Origin of the sequence: Fictibacillus norfolkensis (assembly GCF_014836645.1) — a bacterium.
Lineage (GTDB): Bacteria > Bacillota > Bacilli > Bacillales > Fictibacillaceae > Fictibacillus > Fictibacillus norfolkensis.
Genome location: NZ_JACSQM010000010.1, coordinates 1 through 17,346 on the forward strand (window position 1 = coordinate 1; position 17,346 = coordinate 17,346).

General features: G+C 34.4%; 22 protein-coding genes and 1 other annotated feature. Of the genes, 4 read left to right on the forward strand and 18 right to left on the reverse strand.

Going from position 1 to position 17,346, the window contains the following annotated elements:
* Positions 1 to 395: 395 nt before the first annotated feature.
* Complete coding sequence (locus H9648_RS17395) at positions 396 to 770, reverse strand: VOC family protein (RefSeq protein WP_191755070.1); 375 nt, start codon at positions 768 to 770, stop codon at positions 396 to 398.
* Positions 771 to 1,122: 352 nt separating this feature from the next.
* Between H9648_RS17395 and H9648_RS17400 the strand changes: the two genes are divergently transcribed.
* Complete coding sequence (locus H9648_RS17400; RefSeq protein WP_191755071.1) at positions 1,123 to 1,587, forward strand: DinB family protein; 465 nt, start codon at positions 1,123 to 1,125, stop codon at positions 1,585 to 1,587.
* Between the two features lie 204 nt (positions 1,588 to 1,791).
* Here the strand turns inward: H9648_RS17400 and H9648_RS17405 are convergent, their stop codons facing one another.
* From H9648_RS17405 to arr, 11 genes are all read right to left on the reverse strand, one after another.
* Positions 1,792 to 2,232 (reverse strand): YybH family protein, encoded by a 441-nt coding sequence (locus tag H9648_RS17405; protein WP_191755072.1) that lies wholly within the window; start codon positions 2,230 to 2,232, stop codon positions 1,792 to 1,794.
* A 192-nt stretch (positions 2,233 to 2,424) separates the two neighbouring features.
* Positions 2,425 to 2,799 carry a YciI family protein gene (locus tag H9648_RS17410; RefSeq protein WP_191755073.1) on the reverse strand — a complete coding sequence of 125 codons (375 nt, stop codon included), beginning with the start codon at positions 2,797 to 2,799 and terminating at the stop codon, positions 2,425 to 2,427.
* Between the two features lie 543 nt (positions 2,800 to 3,342).
* Positions 3,343 to 4,098, reverse strand: a complete 756-nt coding sequence (locus tag H9648_RS17415) for an endonuclease/exonuclease/phosphatase family protein (protein ID WP_191755074.1) — start codon at positions 4,096 to 4,098, stop codon at positions 3,343 to 3,345.
* A 217-nt stretch (positions 4,099 to 4,315) separates the two neighbouring features.
* Positions 4,316 to 5,179, reverse strand: a complete 864-nt coding sequence (locus H9648_RS17420; RefSeq protein WP_191755075.1) for a phosphotransferase family protein — start codon at positions 5,177 to 5,179, stop codon at positions 4,316 to 4,318.
* A 553-nt stretch (positions 5,180 to 5,732) separates the two neighbouring features.
* Positions 5,733 to 5,927 (reverse strand): hypothetical protein, encoded by a 195-nt coding sequence (locus H9648_RS17425; RefSeq protein WP_191755076.1) that lies wholly within the window; start codon positions 5,925 to 5,927, stop codon positions 5,733 to 5,735.
* Between the two features lie 153 nt (positions 5,928 to 6,080).
* Positions 6,081 to 6,431 carry a DUF2178 domain-containing protein gene (locus tag H9648_RS17430; RefSeq protein ID WP_191755077.1) on the reverse strand — a complete coding sequence of 117 codons (351 nt, stop codon included), beginning with the start codon at positions 6,429 to 6,431 and terminating at the stop codon, positions 6,081 to 6,083.
* Positions 6,421 to 6,660: a helix-turn-helix transcriptional regulator gene (locus H9648_RS17435; RefSeq protein ID WP_191755078.1), complete on the reverse strand. Its 240-nt coding sequence runs from the start codon at positions 6,658 to 6,660 to the stop codon at positions 6,421 to 6,423. Before H9648_RS17435 ends, H9648_RS17430 begins: the two co-directional genes overlap by 11 nt.
* A gap of 299 nt (positions 6,661 to 6,959) precedes the next feature.
* Positions 6,960 to 7,784 (reverse strand): MBL fold metallo-hydrolase, encoded by an 825-nt coding sequence (locus tag H9648_RS17440; RefSeq protein WP_191755079.1) that lies wholly within the window; start codon positions 7,782 to 7,784, stop codon positions 6,960 to 6,962.
* Between the two features lie 164 nt (positions 7,785 to 7,948).
* The gene (locus H9648_RS17445) at positions 7,949 to 8,404 is read right to left on the reverse strand and encodes a DUF3278 domain-containing protein (RefSeq protein WP_191755080.1); all 456 of its coding nucleotides are present in this window, start codon (positions 8,402 to 8,404) and stop codon (positions 7,949 to 7,951) included.
* Positions 8,401 to 8,601 carry a helix-turn-helix transcriptional regulator gene (locus H9648_RS17450; protein WP_191755081.1) on the reverse strand — a complete coding sequence of 67 codons (201 nt, stop codon included), beginning with the start codon at positions 8,599 to 8,601 and terminating at the stop codon, positions 8,401 to 8,403. Before H9648_RS17450 ends, H9648_RS17445 begins: the two co-directional genes overlap by 4 nt.
* A gap of 230 nt (positions 8,602 to 8,831) precedes the next feature.
* The gene (arr, locus tag H9648_RS17455; RefSeq protein WP_191755082.1) at positions 8,832 to 9,248 is read right to left on the reverse strand and encodes an NAD(+)--rifampin ADP-ribosyltransferase; all 417 of its coding nucleotides are present in this window, start codon (positions 9,246 to 9,248) and stop codon (positions 8,832 to 8,834) included.
* Between the two features lie 300 nt (positions 9,249 to 9,548).
* Positions 9,549 to 9,804 (forward strand) — a binding site (T-box leader).
* A gap of 66 nt (positions 9,805 to 9,870) precedes the next feature.
* On the opposite strand from arr, the gene H9648_RS17460 reads away from it, so the two are divergent.
* On the forward strand, positions 9,871 to 11,124 hold the full coding sequence (locus H9648_RS17460; protein WP_191755083.1) for an MFS transporter: 1,254 nt from the start codon (positions 9,871 to 9,873) through the stop codon (positions 11,122 to 11,124).
* Between the two features lie 81 nt (positions 11,125 to 11,205).
* Here the strand turns inward: H9648_RS17460 and H9648_RS17465 are convergent, their stop codons facing one another.
* From H9648_RS17465 to map, 6 genes are all read right to left on the reverse strand, one after another.
* The gene (locus tag H9648_RS17465) at positions 11,206 to 11,355 is read right to left on the reverse strand and encodes a hypothetical protein (RefSeq protein WP_191755084.1); all 150 of its coding nucleotides are present in this window, start codon (positions 11,353 to 11,355) and stop codon (positions 11,206 to 11,208) included.
* A 148-nt stretch (positions 11,356 to 11,503) separates the two neighbouring features.
* Positions 11,504 to 11,878 (reverse strand): YciI family protein, encoded by a 375-nt coding sequence (locus tag H9648_RS17470; RefSeq protein WP_191755085.1) that lies wholly within the window; start codon positions 11,876 to 11,878, stop codon positions 11,504 to 11,506.
* Positions 11,879 to 12,081: 203 nt separating this feature from the next.
* Positions 12,082 to 12,903 (reverse strand): GNAT family N-acetyltransferase, encoded by an 822-nt coding sequence (locus H9648_RS17475; RefSeq protein WP_191755086.1) that lies wholly within the window; start codon positions 12,901 to 12,903, stop codon positions 12,082 to 12,084.
* A 180-nt stretch (positions 12,904 to 13,083) separates the two neighbouring features.
* Positions 13,084 to 13,539: an NUDIX hydrolase gene (locus H9648_RS17480; protein WP_191755087.1), complete on the reverse strand. Its 456-nt coding sequence runs from the start codon at positions 13,537 to 13,539 to the stop codon at positions 13,084 to 13,086.
* Between the two features lie 231 nt (positions 13,540 to 13,770).
* The gene (locus tag H9648_RS17485) at positions 13,771 to 14,361 is read right to left on the reverse strand and encodes an MEDS domain-containing protein (RefSeq protein ID WP_191755088.1); all 591 of its coding nucleotides are present in this window, start codon (positions 14,359 to 14,361) and stop codon (positions 13,771 to 13,773) included.
* 521 nt (positions 14,362 to 14,882) lie between these two features.
* Positions 14,883 to 15,623, reverse strand: a complete 741-nt coding sequence (gene map, locus H9648_RS17490) for a type I methionyl aminopeptidase (RefSeq protein WP_191755089.1) — start codon at positions 15,621 to 15,623, stop codon at positions 14,883 to 14,885.
* Between the two features lie 260 nt (positions 15,624 to 15,883).
* On the opposite strand from map, the gene H9648_RS17495 reads away from it, so the two are divergent.
* On the forward strand, positions 15,884 to 16,726 hold the full coding sequence (locus H9648_RS17495) for a sialate O-acetylesterase (RefSeq protein WP_191755090.1): 843 nt from the start codon (positions 15,884 to 15,886) through the stop codon (positions 16,724 to 16,726).
* Positions 16,723 to 17,262, forward strand: coding sequence for a PadR family transcriptional regulator (locus tag H9648_RS17500; RefSeq protein WP_191755091.1), 540 nt, complete (start codon positions 16,723 to 16,725; stop codon positions 17,260 to 17,262). The genes H9648_RS17495 and H9648_RS17500 overlap by 4 nt, the downstream gene beginning before the upstream one ends.
* The last annotated feature ends 84 nt before the right edge of the window (positions 17,263 to 17,346 follow it).

A 17,346-nucleotide genomic window follows, 5' to 3' on the forward strand; every position in this document is an offset into this window, starting at 1 on the left:
CATTTTTATTAGTCTACATAAAAATACCCCTATAGGGCAGACCTTTTTCAAGTGTCTACTCTATAGGGTACAGTCTATTTACTGGTTGACCTTTTTCTATTTGGTCTTATTATAGCGGTAGTCGGGGTAGAACGCAGCACCCGTCGGAATATATCCCGTCAGCAAAACTGTTCACCCCCTACTTGTATAAACATGTTCAGGCTGGTTGGGACAAGAAGGATTCCGTTTAACAAGCGAACCTATGACATTACAAGGAGCTTAGGGGGTTACCGACTAATTTATTTCTAGGAGGAGAATCATAGATAAATCCAGTAGTAGGTCTGGATGTTTCAAAAGGTGAAAGTCAGGTTCAAGCCTTTTTGGATAAAGGAAAACCCTAATTCATTTTCATCAAATCAGGTATCTATACTCTCCAACAATTCAATGGAATTGCCATCCGGGTCTAAGATTCCTATTTTGTATTGAGTCTCTTCTTGAATAATTTCCTGTATTGGTACACCACCATACTGCAAAACTTTAGCAAGGACTTCATCCAAATTTGATACTTGTACAGTAAATTGAATATTATTTTTTTCAGCTTTAATCCCTAACATCTCATTTGGGCAAAACAACAAAACAACTTCTCCTAGTTTCCCTTTATAGAATGTATAATCTCCCGACTTGAAAGAGCTTAAATTCGCGTTATAAACCTCATTATAAAAGTTAACCATCTCTACTTCTCGTTTATAAGCGATTGTTATTTGCGAGATTACAAAGGATATTTCATTCATAAAATAGCACCTCCAATAGGATATTCTCTTCACATTTTAATAACCCTTCTTCTAGAATCGCACCCGAGTGATGAATAAGTCATATATACTGACCTCTTACACAGATCAGCAACTCAAATTTATTGAAATTACAAACGTTAATTAAAAGATTTTAAAATAGATGTTATATCCGTAACGTCTGTAATTATTTCAGCTGCAGGTACTTTTTCAAGGAAGCTTTATTGAATTGCCTAGCAATACTTCCCTAGACAAGTTTTTTTCAATAAAAGAAGCAACATCAACGTCTTATTTTGTAGGATTTTCTGATTAATTAGGGAATATCAATAATAGTTAAAATAACGGGGGATGAAAAATGTTCTTAACAAAAGACGATTTCTTTGAGATGTTGGAAGGAAACAGAAGATTAACGATGCGTATCGTAGAAGTCTTTCCGGAGGATAAACTGTTTAGTTACTCTCCTGATGAGAAGCTTAGACCGTTTGCAGAGATGATCAAAGAGATTGTGAACATTGAAAATGGTTATATGAGTGGTGTTGCATTAGATGTGTGGGAGTATAAAGATGTTTTTGAAGGAGTCTCCACCAAGATAGAACTCATCAAGATCTGTCATGATGTACGGGACAATACGAGAAAGCAGTGGCATGAAATGTCCCAAGAAAGACTTGAAATCGTGATGAAGGATTCGTTCTTCGGTGAAGTACAAAGTCATTTTGCGAGACTTCAGTACGGCTTAGAAAATGAGATACACCACAGGGGACAAGGGTATACATATTTAAGGATCTTAGGGATAGATCCGCCAGCATTTTATGAAAGATGATCATTAAAGTCAGCTTGCAGAGAAAGTATTTCTCTGCAAGCTGATTTCTTATCGACTCATATAACCTACCACTAATACCTATTAAAAAATATAAAGTTTTAACAACTTGATAAGGTAGCTTATCAAAAAATAGCAAAAATAAACCTTCGAATAACAATGATAGTATTAATGAATCATGTATGCCAGCCAGTAATGTAATCCTCTTTATTTTAGGTTAAACATACCTTTTCCTGTATGCATATCTATTGGCAACGATGAATGTTCGTGTGTTATGAGCCAAGACTCATTTACTTTTTTTAAGCCAAATGTAAAACGGTTTGTCATTTGACGAAGTTTTTCTCCAGATGTTGCGCTGTATGCAACAAACGAAACCGCACAATGAACGAATGCAACATTAGTATTTTCTTCAATGGTTACATCATTAAAATCTACTTTTAATAAGTTTCCGTCTTCACTCACACTATTAAACCACATCACCACATTCTCTCTCCATGAAGAAATACCCTTACACTCCCAGTTTCCCCAGCAATCATAAATATGTACATCAGAAGCATAGGTTGTTAGAAATTTATTAACATCTTTTTCATATACGGAGGATTTATAATTTTCGAGTACGTCCTGAACTTTACTAATTCCAATCATCATAAAAACATCTCCCTGTAAAAGTTCGTTTGTTTGAATACGACTAGCAATACGTCTAAATACAGTGTTAAGTAGTATATTTATTACAAAAGTTAGAAAATATATACGTAATTGCTTCCTGCAAAATGGAATGTTGATTTTCATTGTTTCGGATTCGTAATAAAAACTAAATTACCTCTAGATCTACTCGATGACTCAATTTTCATTCTTAAAGAAATGAACAGGACGGATCTCGATACGCCATCCAAACTCTTCCCCTCTACTTATTTGTGTTGTCGGATGAAGAGAAGCTAACTGAATCGCCTCTTCCATATTTTCTGCTTCAAAAATGAATACGCTGCCGACAAGCTCCTTCGTCTCTGTAAACGGACCATCTGTTACGATTATCTCATCGTTTACTCGACGTAAGCTTTTGGTCTCAGAATCCAAGCCAGCATCAAGCAGTACCTTGCCACTTCTATAAAAATTCTCAACGACAGGTTGGCATTCATTCATAACTGCTTCAATTTCCGCCCTCGGGCGTGCATCCATTTTTTCAGGACTAAAATAACCCATACATAAAAATATCATTGTCATCTCTCCTGTATCACTCAGACTTATATTTTTCTCTCTTTATTACCTCACTATAAAGAAAACGAATAAAAATTTTTTATATCCACTTAGCCGTACTTCTAAATATTTGTAACCTACTCTTTAATTCAATAAACAGTTACCATATCCCTTTAAGGAAGTATGCATCCATTGGTTTTCATCCTTTATATCTAGAGCATGCATTCAAATACACCTCTATCATAATACTGGTGTCTAAAAGTGAAAGAAGAGACTAGTACTTTCCTGTTTCTAAGTACGCTATTTTAATCTTTATGTTGTAGATTATATATGGCCTTTGAGCTGTGCCGTTATCGTATCTTTTCCCTCTAAGTAAGCTTGAAAAGTAGCCAGCTGGATATCCAAAGAATGTTAGTAATAAAAAACTGCACCTCCAATTGTTAGCTGTGAATAACTATTGGGGAGCAGTTCAAAATCGCTTTAAATTTGTATAAATTTTTTTAATAAAAGCCGTTACTTTGAACAAAAAAAGCTTTCAAGGGTTATCTAAGTTTTAAGATGAATCTATAAACTCAAATCAGCTATTACACCATAATGGTCACTTGGAAAAACTTGTTGTGTTAGGGATACTTCGTTAGCAAATAGTTCTATATTTAGAAGCTTTGGTTCTTGCTTGGGATAGCATGATTTTAATAGTATCCAATCATACCTTACGGGAACTCTGATACTATTTAAGTTTTCTCTATTCAGTAGCCATCTATTTTTTTCATAGTCTAAGGTTGGGGATTTATCTGACTGTCCTAGATCCACCCAACTTGTATCAAATGATTCAATTGAAAGTTCGCCAACTAAAAAATTATAGATACTTGATAAATTGGGTTTACTGTTAAAATCACCACAAAGTAGCTCATAGTCAGTATTTTTACTTTCCGAAATCCATTTTACCACTTCCACTATTTCCTTTTCTCTTTTATAAGCACTTTTCCAGGTTAAGTGGACATTTGTCAAACCAATTGTTAATTCATTTATTCGAACAATAGTCCTCATCGAACAATTATTTAAAACGTCATTTTCCTTACTTACCTCTTCTATTGGAAATGTTGATAAAATAGCAAGACCTTCGTCATCACCTGGATATTTATGAAAAGAGTAATGATCTATTCCAACTTGCTTTATAATAGATTGAAGTTCCTTAAGATTTGGTACTTCTTGAAGAGCAATGATGTCTGCATTTATTCTTGTGATTTCCTGGATAATAATTTCTTTTCTAATATCCCATGTCTCGTTATTATTCCAAACATTAAATGTTGCGACTTTCAATTGATTCACTGCCTTCTATATTCATCTACTTCTATCCGTTCACAAATCATGCATTCTTTCTCTTGTAGCAACCTCCTGGATCACTCACTTGTGTCCAACCTTATAGCAACACTTAAAAGCAATGCAGCCGTTTTGTTGAATAAAAATTTGTTATGACAGTTAATGTTAAATAAGTAATGACTAGCTATGAAACTATGTTCATAAAGCGACAGTATTCTTAGCGATACTCTTTTATTCCGTTTTCAAATGCACGAGTGTCGTTATTTATTAAACCATGCAAAGCTTCTTGTAAAGCAAATGTGCTCTTATAAAATGTAACACGCTTAGCTACTTCGGAACCATTTGGATAAAGATCTATACACTTGTTAAAAAAATCCTCACCGTAACTTGATAGTATCCCTGCAAAATCATATGCAGGATCACCAATACCAGAATTACCAAAGTCTATTATTCCTGGAATTTCACAATTTTCGGGGTTCCATAAGATATTTGAAGCTCCAAAATCTCCATGTATAAGGGTTGTTTTAAAATATTCTTCATTATTAAGGAAACTCTCAAACGAATAAATAATATCCATTTGAGCTTTCTCATTGATAAATTGAAAAAGCTTGTCCTGTATATTAAAAAATAGTTCTTTCATTTCTTCATAAGGGTTACTATCTTTTAATTTTAGATCCTTATGCAAATTTTCTCTTGATATAGAATGAATTTCAATTAGAAATGTTACGAGTTGTTTTGCAATTTTTATGGAATCCACTTTATTAACTTTAACTAAATGTTCATTCCAAAGTGGATTACCTTCAATTCGTTTACAGCCAGTAAATACTTTACCGGGTTCTAACAGTTCAAATGACTTATATTTTGGAAATGGAATTGGGATTGATATTGTGTCCCTAATATGTTCTAAGATTTTAGTTTCTTCTTCTAAACTTCCAATTCCTTTTTTGTATTTGGGAAATCTGAATACAAGAGAATTGTTTATTATTAGAACATCGTTATTTTGACCAATATCATTAAGATAAACATCCTCAATTATAAGTTCAGGATAGACTGCTTTGATACGTTCAATATAATCATTCATTAGTATACTCCTTGTTCAGCTACAGTAATATCTCATATTTGGGCAAAAGGCGGTAAATCCTTCCTGAATTAACGCAGCTATTACTAATACAAAAAGCTCCCTATAATATAGTAAACATAAGTTAAGTAACTAGTAATAAGTAGGATCATGGAAAAGATGTTTATGAAATTTGAATAACCTACCTTTTTAAAATGACGATAGTTAAAAAATAAAAGACAAATAATAATTAACTGTAATACAAAGGTTATATAGAGATATGCATGTAAAGAATCGCCTATTCCAATGAAAATACCTGTACCTACTATAAAAATCCCTGATATCCCAGTTATCCCAACAATATTATTTAGAGCACTTCTTTTAAATTCAACTATTCGACCTAGAACTAATGTTATTCCTAACACCATGAAACTTATCAAAATATGAAGTAGAAATACTAACACGATTATAATATCCCCTATCTCTTCCAAATATCATTTAAGTCCTAATTAAGTTATTATATTTATCATTCACAGAGTCCTCTTGTAAATTATTTTTCTAGTCAAAACGCACCCGATTATCGAAAAAGAAGTAGACTCCTTTGTAGTCGTTCCTTCTCCTCCTGTAATGGCTTTTCTTCTACCTCTTCTGATACAACAATGAAATATCTGCCTTCAGAAATAACAGATTTCTCAATATCCAAAAGTACCTCCGCATCCTCTAATTTCACATCTCGAATTATGTATTCTACGTTATCTTTAGACAGTGGCATTAAATTCCTCCTAAGTGATGATCTTTTAGAAATAAATACGACATCTGATTTTATTATCCTTTTTCAACAATCTGGCCGATTGTGATGCAGGAAAAAAGCCCCTTCAAAAAAAACGCAACGATTAACGTTGCGAGGTCCTTCAAACTATTTATTTTATGAGAAATCCCTTTTATATTGAACGGCTAAATAAATACCACCTGCTAAAATGGCTAGCCCATATTTGTATAAGAAGAATAGGTTCACCATATACTCTGTAGGAAAAACGATGTCACATAGAATGATAGTCAACAGCATAAAGTAACTGCTCTTCAGATAAATATTTTTTGTGCGTTCATCTTCATTCCCCATCTTCTTATAGAACACATAGGCGAATACCATACTAGCCATTAACAATAAAAAACCAATGCCTAAGAGAATGTTCCAATTTCCAGTAGACTGTTCCGCCCATGACTTCAAAGGGTAAAAAGCTGCAACAGGGATATCTGAGATCGACTTAATTTCCATCTTTATCAATTCCTTTCATATAAGTAAAAACATCATTTACATCAACTTTAAAGAATTCAGCAATTCGAAAAGCTAACAACAGAGTGGGTACATAGTTTCCCTTTTCCATTACAAAAATGGTTTGTTTGGAGACCCCGACTTTTTCTGCTAATTCTTGCTGCGACAATCTGGCAAGTACACGATATTCATAAACCTTATTTGAAATGGAATCACCAAAATCTTTCTTCATGACATCACCTCTTCTGATTAATTATAAATTAATTTCTTACAAAAAGTAAAGTAAACTTATACTTTATTATAAATTGCTTATAATTTAACTTAAATTAACCAAAATTAGAGGCATGAGCTGAAGCAGCTCGCTGAATAATACTGTGAATTCACACCTATATTCTAATTGCCCGAGTTGACGTCTAAATAAAAAAGTAACCACCCTGTGTCCATCCAGACAATAGGGTAGGTTACTTTATTCAAAATTGATATGAGCCATCGTTCTTCGTGAAAAGTTATACTGAGCTCTGTTTTTAATAATTATGTTTGGAACAATACTCCATTTAGCGCATCAACGTACCTTTTCGCTGATCGTTGAACCGACTCTGCAGCATCTTCTTTGATCACTCGGTTAAAAGCATCATAGATACGATTAAAGTGTAGTTCTTTCATACGCTGAGCGATCCTCTCAACCGTAGCACCTGGTAAAGGAATAAAGTTAGGATAACTATACATAAAACTGACCCATTCCCGGTCCGCTACTATACGAACAATATCACCACAAAGAAGAACACCTTGTTGCTGGCTCCCTTCTTTCCATTCAAGGATGGTGCCTCCCTTAAAATGACCACCGATTCTCTGAAGGACGACGCCTTCACTGAGTTCGAGCGTGTCACCCGACCAGAACACGATCCTTTCACTCATTCTCGTTACCCACTTCTTATCATCTTCGTGAATATATAGTGCAGCATCAAATGTTTCAGCCCATTCCACTTGAGTGGAATAATAATGAGGATGTGATAGTGCGATCGCATCAATTCCACCGAGCTGCTGAATGGCTTTAATCGTACCTTCATCTATGTAAGTCACACAGTCCCATAACACGTTATATCCCTTACCCTTCACGAGGTATGCCGTCTGGCCGATTCCAAAGCTAGGACTCGTCTGAACACGATACAGATTCTCTTCTTCAACACTAACTTCTGTTTTATAGTTGCCGCTTTCCACCATCGCTTCTAATGTTGTCCACGATTGTCCTTTGGAACTCACATACTGTCTTTCTTCCTTACAGATGGAACATGATGTTGGTTCATGTAAAGTTGCTTCATATTGAACCCCGCACGTCTTACAAATATAGTTATGCATGATATTTCCCCCTCCTATCTCTCTAACTCAGATTATAATCACAGAAGGAATTATTAGAAATTTTATGCTTGTAGTTAGTATCACAAGAAGAAAAAACCTTACGAAAACATGATCTCGTAAGGTTGAAAATCCATAATCATTGCATATGTTAGTACAAAAGAAATTTATAATAGTTCCTTATTCTTCTGATAAGAGCGTTTTAATGAAATATATGTAGATAAAAACTTTACTACACTAACACTTGCTAACAACCCCGATATTTCTAGCCATTTGTTTAAACTCGTAGGCACACCAATAATTATTAGATAGATTGTTAAAAAGATAGCAATAAAACCAACTGTTTTCATGATTGTTGCTTTTAATTCTTTTTTATAGGCTCTCTCCGTTGAAATATCTGTGTATTCAATGCCAGATAAGATATATCTGCCTGACACATAAAAAAGGAAGATACCCATAGCTACTAATAAGATCGTTTGTGCATCCAGATGTAAAGACTTGTTGCCGATAAGCATGACAAAAAGGGAAAGAAAAAGAAGGATTGCACCCTCAGAGAAAAAATATAACATCTTTCTTTCTTTGTATTCATCATCCGGTAGTAAAAAGGACATCCAAGATTTCATTTCGCATCGACCTCCCAAAATAATTCATCCAACGTTTTCTGCAGTTCTTTAGCTATTGCAATACACAATTGAAGACTAGGATTAAATTCGCCCTTTTCTATAAGACCGATCGTTTGTCGAGTCACACCAACTTTTCTCGCTAATTGTTCCTGAGTAATGGAGGCATTCATTCTAGTCATTTTAACGTTATTCTTCATTTCTCACCCCAGCTGGATGTTAGATATAGTTTACATATGCAATTTATATATTACATAAACCTTAAAATTATGTCAACTTTTACATTTTAAACCTTTAACACAAACATCCTCACCTTATCAGTGAGGATGACAGAGCGTAAGACAAACCCCATTTCAATTTAATCTGAAATGGGGTTGTCTAAAAATCTATAGGGAAATTGCTGTATCTAATTAATCTATTTTAAAAGTTGTTAATCGTATATTACATTCTTACCTTGTTCAGTTAAAGTCTTCAAGTGTGTAAGCATTTGATTGATTTCTTCCTCTGAATGCCTTTCCCATGATTTTAATTCAGCTATGATTCTCAATGGGGATTTGGATCTGTAGGATCTTGTTGGGTTTCCGGGGAATCTTTTATCGGTCAAGTTCGGGTCGTTTTCAAATTCACCTAGAGGCTCTACGATATAGATTCTCTCTTTCGATTGAGATCGTGCCAATTCAGCACCCCATTTTGCAGCATCTAATGTAGCAGTGAAATAGATATAGTTAGATTTTTTGTCTTGATAATTTGATAGGTATAGCGGTTCTAATTGGTCTCCAATTTTCAATTCGGTTTTAGTACCATGAAAGAAAGGACCTTTATCTAAGACTTCTTTTTTATCATTCATCCATAGACACCTCTAACTTTTTTATGATTTGTTTACAACAGTATATGAGTAAAATCCTAGAAAGAGTAGTCTATTAATTATCTAACATTCGGAGTATAATTAAAGTAGAAAGAATGATATTGCATGTTTTAAGATGATTTGGTTACATCCAGATCATCTTTTTTATATTTCCCGTATAGGTCATTATAGACAAATAGTAACCTGTCATTTTAATTCCACTCTATAATTAATTTCCAACAACTTAATTTAAAAACTCTTTACTTTACCACTATATATTTGGTAAAATTATCCACAATTAAATGAAATGCTATGAAGAGAAGAGTATAATCAGCAATTCTTCAAAGAGAGCTCCAGTTGGTGAAAAGGAGTAAGGATTAATGGTTAGAAGCAAGCCTCTGAGCAGCGCATTGGATCCTTGAAGGTGATAGTGTTACAGGAGCTCCTGTTATAGAGCTAGGGTATATGTATGGAATTTTTAATGTACCTAAAAAGGGGAATATGGTGACATATTTCCAAACTGAGGTGGCACCACGACGCGCAATAACTCGTCCTCAAGACAAATGTCTTGGGGGTGAGTTTTTTTATTGTCCAAGTTTAGAGTCATGGAGGAGTGAAAATAAAAATGCGTTTAAACAAGTCTATTAGGTCGTGGAAATACCCAACCATTTTATTGTCCAGTATTGGTATTTCGAGTATTGGAGCATGGGTGTATTTTATAGCACTCAATTTAATCGTTCTTGACAGGATGGGTGTCCTTGCTGTTTCAGGACTCTATATACTTAGAGCTCTATCGACATTATTTACTAACATTTGGTGTGGCAGCATAATAGATCGCATGAACAAAAAGCATCTTATGGTTGGGCTAACTCTATTCCAGGCAATGCTTATTGCCTTATTGCCTTTACTATCCTCTCTTTGGGGAATGTATGGTATTGTCTTTTTCATCAGTGTGGCTAGTTCTATTTATGAGCCGACATCAATGTCTTACATTACGAAGCTAATTCCCGCTGATAAAAGAAAACGATTCAATTCTCTCCGTAGCTTAATTGATTCTGGAGCATTTGTTACTGGACCCGCGATTGCTGGGATGATTTTTATGATCGGCACTCCAAATTCCGCAATTTATATGAATGCCATCGCTCTTTTTTTGTCAGCAATGATTATATTGGTCATGCCCAATATCGAAAAGAATGATTTTATAGAAACAGAAGATGAAAGAATCACCTTAAAAGTATTGAAAAAAGACTGGAGATTAGTAGTTGATTTTAGTCGTAAGCGTGTTTATGTTATGGTCATTTATTTACTTTTTAGTGCAGTAATGGTCTTAGCAACTGCCGTAGATTCACTGGAAGCAGCATTTGCTACAGAAGTTCTGTCGTTATCCAAGGGAGATTATGGTTTACTTGTAAGTATTGCTGGTGTTGGAATCGTTGTAGGCGCCTCAATAAACATGATAGTTGTTGAAAAAGTAGCTACCTCCTGGCTAATTGGTCTTGGTGCCATATTGGTTTCCAGCGGTTATCTAATCTATGCATTTTCGAGTACTTTTGTAATTGCCGCAGTTGGTTTTTTCGTTCTATCATTTTCGATGGCATTTATTAACACAGGATTTTACACATTTTATCAAAATAATGTTCCTGTCGAAGTCATGGGGCGGGTTGGTAGTTTATATGGTTTCATCGAAGCCTTTTTCATTATTATTGGAACCATGATTTTTGGAATCTTAGCAGAATTAATATCCATTCGGTTTGTGGTCATATTAGGAACTTTAACCATGTTTGCAGTAACATTGATATTATTTATCTTTAATACGCAGCCGACTAAAAAAGAATATTATACTGAGAAACAACAGTTTCATGTCTCCAGTAATAATTAGAAATACAGAATAACATAACCCTATTTAATTGGATAAGAAAAAACATAGGAAGCATTCGTTCTTCCTATGTTTTCATTCTTATTATTTATCTGTTTGTTTTTGCTTTTTTTTCAAAAACTCCGTGCGTAGTTTTTCAAGATGCTTCTTTTTATCAAATCTGGCAGGCGTCTGTTTTTCATGAAACTTTGTAACGGCTACCTGAGCTTTGTCATCCAATTGATATTTCCCCAAAATGTTCACCTACTTTTTCATCTTCAATTCACCTTATATACTATACCTTAGTTTGCTAAAAGAAACCTTATAATTATTTGTTGAACAAATCAACTTCAAAAGATTATTGTGTTATCGTGTCTCACTTGAATATAATATTCTCCCCTATTCATTTATTGGTTTTCAAGTAATGCACAGGACGAATTTCTATGCGCCAACCAAACTCTTCTCCCTTGCTCACTTGAGTTGTTGGATGTAAAGAAGCAAGTTGGATTGCCTCATCCATGTTTTCTGCTTCAAAAATGAAAATACTTCCTATCATTTCTTTAGTTTCTGTAAATGGCCCATCTGTTACGATTACCGTGCCGTCTACACGGCGCAAGCTTTTGGACTCTGTGTCGAGACCGGCATCAAGCAGAACCTCACCGTTATCATAAAATTTCTCAATGTGCGGCTGACATTCACTCATGATTGCTTCAATCTCTGTCCTTGGTCGTGCATCCATTTTTTCAGGGTTGTAATAGCCCATACATAAAAATATCATGATCATCTCTCCTCGATTACTCAAATTGTGTATCCACTCATACGACGATCAACAATCTGTATAATCGACAGGATGTTAATATTTTTTCTTATAACCTTTAATCTTTTCATTAGACATATCGCTAAGTAAGAGTTAATCCACCATCAAATAACAACTGAATTTTTCATCTGTTCCTATGTGCTGTAATTACGAAAAGCATTATTTCATATTACATACGTATAATAATCCTGTGCATGTACTACTTTGAACCCTACTGCTTGATATAAGCCAAGGGCATTGTCATTTTTGGTTTCTACCTCTAAGTGTACCGAATACCCTGCTGAAATCTGCTCTTTTATAACCTGACGTAACACTTTCCTGCCGATACCTTTCCCTTGATGCTCTGGCAAAATGGAAAACCCATAGATCCATGCCTCTCCATCCTTCCGTGAGACACGTATTTTTCCTACTGTACTTTCGTTCACATCGATCATTAACATATCCGTGTTTCTTTCTTTTTTAAATGAACGTTGCATTAATGTTGCATCTTCTCGGGTCATTCCGAATGCTTCTATCGATATACGAATGGACATGTCTAAATCTTCTTCTTTTGCTTGTCGAAGTGTGATTCCTTCTACTGATTGTATGGATTTCTCTTCCCACACCATTTGATTTTCTGAAAATGCATATTCAGCACCTATTTTAAGTAAAAACTCTTTTGCTGCCCATGAACCAGCTGGGGCATTTAACAAGATTTTTTGATATCCGCATTGTTTAGCTGATTCCATCCCTTTTTGAAACAAATTCTGAAAATGTCCCTTACGTCGATCACTTGGTTTCACCATGCCGCAAGCTTCGACTGTAGAACCAAAAGGATACATGCCAAGAAACGCGACGAGTTCGTCGTTTTCATAGTGAAAATAATCTAGTTGATTTGATTCACGATTCTCTAGCATATTCCAGTTAAGTTTAAGCTGTATACGATCATGAATCTCACACTCTTTTTGTAATTTTTTTATATCTAGAAGTTGTTGTTTTGTTAACATAGTAATCTCCTTTATTGCGAGTTAAGTACAAGCCTTTATACATTCAATAAAAAAGAGTACATTCCTTTTCTTAAAGAAATGTACTCATCCTTGAAATTAAATATATCTATACTAGAACTACTTAATTAACTCTATGGCCGCGAAATGATTTGGAGCGTGTTGTGTTTAGTTCAAAATAAGTTAAAACTTTTTTTCGTTATAAAGACTGATAGAATGTACCTTTTCTTTTAGTAAGTTATCGATTATTTGATTTAATACCTGTGGTTCTCGTAAATCCTCTTTTTTAAATTTTGCAAGCTCATTCACCATAATCCACATACTTTCAGTAATCCCCTCTTCTTCAAGGTTTATGTGACCATCAGTGACTTCACCAATAAAATGAAATAGGATTACTTGATCGTTCGTACTACTAATAAAATTGTAGACACCAGTGGTACCTACCAGTTTTAAGTCCAAACCTGTTTCCTCTTTTACTTCCCTCTTGGCCGCAACAAGAATGTCCTCACCATATTCAATATGTCCACCAGGAAAAGTCCATTTATTTAAGGCGTTTGGTTTATTCTCTTTTATAATTAAAACTTTATCATCATTTATAATCGATGCCATTACAACTAAAACAATGCCATCGTGTGACATTCATTTCGCCTCAGTTCTTAAAAAAGATGTAATAATCTACTAACACCATATAGTTCAATAAAAAAGGCACTTCTCCTTCTTAAAGAAATGCAAAGTTGTAACCCCTTTTAAATTTTCTTCCGCAACCCTGCCCCTTTTGTTCTTTAATACAATAAAAAATGCAGCTCTCTATTAAAGAAATGCATCTTTTATGAAATGAAGTATATTTCTTTTTGAATTTTGCCTTTCCAATCAAAGATCGTTCAACATACGGTAAGGTTTTAAGTCTTTAGAGATACAATGGACTTCATTATCTGTCATGTAATAGCGGTGACAGCTTAATAGAGTTTGTCGGAGTTCATCTGTAACTCTTATTTGATCATAAGCACAAATAGTCGTTAATCCGAATTCAATCACCGTTTTATCGACTTCCTTCTCATATTCACCTACGTAATAAGCCAATTGCTCCTTATCAGCCCATTCAACATGCGCCCAAGTTCGAATAGAAATGTTCTTTTCCAGAAAAGGTTCAACGTACTTTTTAAAATACGAGATGACGGTTTCAGTATTAAAATCACCTTTGAAACAATAAAAATCAAAGTTGTTTACACGGTGGATTTTATGTAGATCGTCTTTACTTACTTCCATTTTTATTGCTTCTTCAATCAGTGGATAAAGACGATCGTTCTCTATAACGATAACATAATCTCCCTGTTCAATCCCTGCTAAAACATAAGAAACAGTGTTGTTTATATAAGATTCAATATTCTGGTACTCGTAGAAGATATGACCACCGTTGGATTGCTGAAGTTCTTTAGTTTGTTGAGTAATTTTATCCTTCATAGGTTGTCCCCTTCCTTCATTAGTAATAGGAATACAATGATAAAATTTAATAATTTATTTCCATACATTTTAATATCTATTTCATTATACTTCATAAATTGCATATGGTAGTATTTTTTCAGAATCTCCGTGCTTATTCAATAATCCGAATCATTTGTAAATAAGTTCCATAAAAAAAGGCGGTAAATCCTTCTTGTATAAACGGCTACGATTGCTTAATAGTGGTTAAAGATGCTTTTTATTAAGCGGAATATCATTCTTGGAATAAAAGTTAAGATGCTCCATAGCAATTCAAATATTAATTCACCTCTAATTTCCCTGATTACACCTCTAATAGATCTCCTGTATCTGCTTTTGTTCATTTACATACTTTCTCCTACTTCATATGTCATTTTCTTCCCTTAATTCACTCGTGCTGATTCAACAATCCTGTTACTTTCTTCAATTAGTTCAATAAAAAAGTGCAAATCTCCTTCTTAGAGAAATGCACCCATTTTGTAGGCTGAAAATCCTATTAAAAATTATAACGTGACTATAATCGGACCATTTTTTGTAAGGATGATCGTATGTTCTATTTGTGCTACATAGCTTTTTTCTGTAGCATAGGTCCAACCGTCTTCTTTTTGGAATACTTCTTCTTCCAAGGTTGAAATAAATGGTTCGAATGCGATAACCATCCCATCCTTTAATATTTCATTATCCCAAGGATCATTATAGTTTAAAATATGGTCTGGTTCTTCGTGTATTCTACGTCCGACACCATGTCCTGTAAGGTTTTTGATAACCGTGAATCCATGCTGTTTCGCTGTTTCATATACTGCTTTTCCGATTCTACTTTTTTTGGAACCAGGTTTAGCTTTCTTAAGACCTGCTTCAAATGCTTTTTTTGCAACATCGCATAATCTAGTTAAAACTTCTTCCCCTTCTCCGACTACAAATGAGATTCCTGTATCTGCGAAATAACCGTTCTTTGAAGCAGATACATCTATATTTACTAAGTCCCCTTCTTGAATAACCCTATGACCTGGAATACCATGAGCCACTTCATCATTAAGGCTTATACACGTATAGCCTGGAAAGTCATATTCACCTTTAGGAGCTGACACTGCCCCTGCTTTTTCTAAAAGTTCTCCGGCTATATCATCAAGTTCTTTGGTCGTTACGCCAGGAATTGTTCTTTGTACTAATTCATCTCTAATGGAGGCAATAATTTTGCCGATTTCCTTCAAACCATTAAAATCTTCTTCTGTTTTTGCAATCATTTTTTTCCTACCTCATTTTCTTTTATCATCAGTAATTATATAAGTATAAATTGTACCTTTACTTTCTCAAAAAATAATAGCAATGTAAATTAATTGGCACTACCTCTCAGCTTCTTTTTCCTAAGGTTAATTACAAAAAGAAGCTACTTTTCTTATATCGTAATAAATAATTTTACTAGCAAGGCAAGTTGACGATAGTCTAATTAGACTCTATAATATTTAAGTCTAATTAGACTATTATGTAAAGGAATGAAAATTAAATGATAAAATCTTTTTTGATGTTAGGGCAATCAAATATGGCAGGTCGTGGATTCTTGCATGAAGTAGAACCTATCTTTAATGAAAAAATAAAAATGCTCCGCAATGGACAGTGGCAAATGATGACAGAGCCAGTAAATTATGACCGTCCTGTTGCTGGTGTAAGTTTAGCAGCATCTTTTGCAGAGGCATATTCGAAAGCTAACCCTGATGAAGAAATTGGTTTGATCCCTTGTGCTGAAGGTGGCAGTTCCTTGAACGATTGGCATCCAGAAGGTACTCTTTTTCAACATGCTTTGTCTGAAGCTCGATTTGCTCTTGAAACTAGTCAAATTTGCGGTATACTTTGGCATCAAGGTGAAAGTGATAGCAATAATTCTCTACATGAAACGTATTATGAAAAGTTATCTCTTATCATTGACACTTTACGTAAAGAATTAAACCTTCAAAATGTCCCATTAATCATTGGTGAGCTTGGTGATTTCTTAGGAAAAACAGGCTTCGGAAAGTACTCATCAGAGTTTCAAGAAATCAACGAGCAATTACGTCGATTCGCTCATGAGCAGCAAAATTGTTATTATGTATCGGCAGAAGGTCTAACTTCCAATCCGGATGGTATTCATTTAAACGCCGTTTCCCAACGAAAATTCGGTTTTCGGTATTTCGAAGCTTTTTCGAAAAAGACGCATATCTTAGAGCCCCTTGCTGATGAAAATCAATCACTAAAAATAGACAATAACTATTCGAAAACTGAACATATTTATATTCACAGTATGAATTTGGCTCTAGGTAAAATCACATACGAGGAATTTGAAGCACAAGTGGCGAAGGTGATGCAACCTTGATTCCCTTACTAATTCTTGGCTTACTTATTCAAAACCCCGGCGCTCATGGATACGAACTATTAAGTTTAATGGAAAAACGACATTATCAATATATCGTTAACTTTACTAAAGGATCCTTTTATTACAATTTGCAACAACTCGAAGAAAAAGGTTTGATCGAACAAACACATCAAACACGTCCAAACAATGGTCGTGAAATTCATACCTTTAAAATCACGTCTTTAGGATTAGCAGAATTTGATAAATTAATGGCCAAATATGGAACTAAATCCGAGTATATTAAATTACCGTTATATGGAACGTTGCTGTTTGCAGATGTATTCGATACAAATAAATTATTGGAATGTATTCAATCCCAGATTGATCAGACGGAAGCGAGGATTGCCCTACTTGATGAATACTTAGCTAACAATAAGGAATTACCTGGCAGAATTGATTACTTTCGCCGTATGAACGAAAATTCTCGTTCCCACCATTTAGTGAACTTAAAATGGTTTAAAGAATTAAAGGCAGACATCGAGAAAGCTACAGTGTAAATATAAAAAAAAACACCCATCAATATTTAACAGATTGATGGGTGATTTTAAGTAGAGTAGCCACAATATGGTCCGATTGTATCA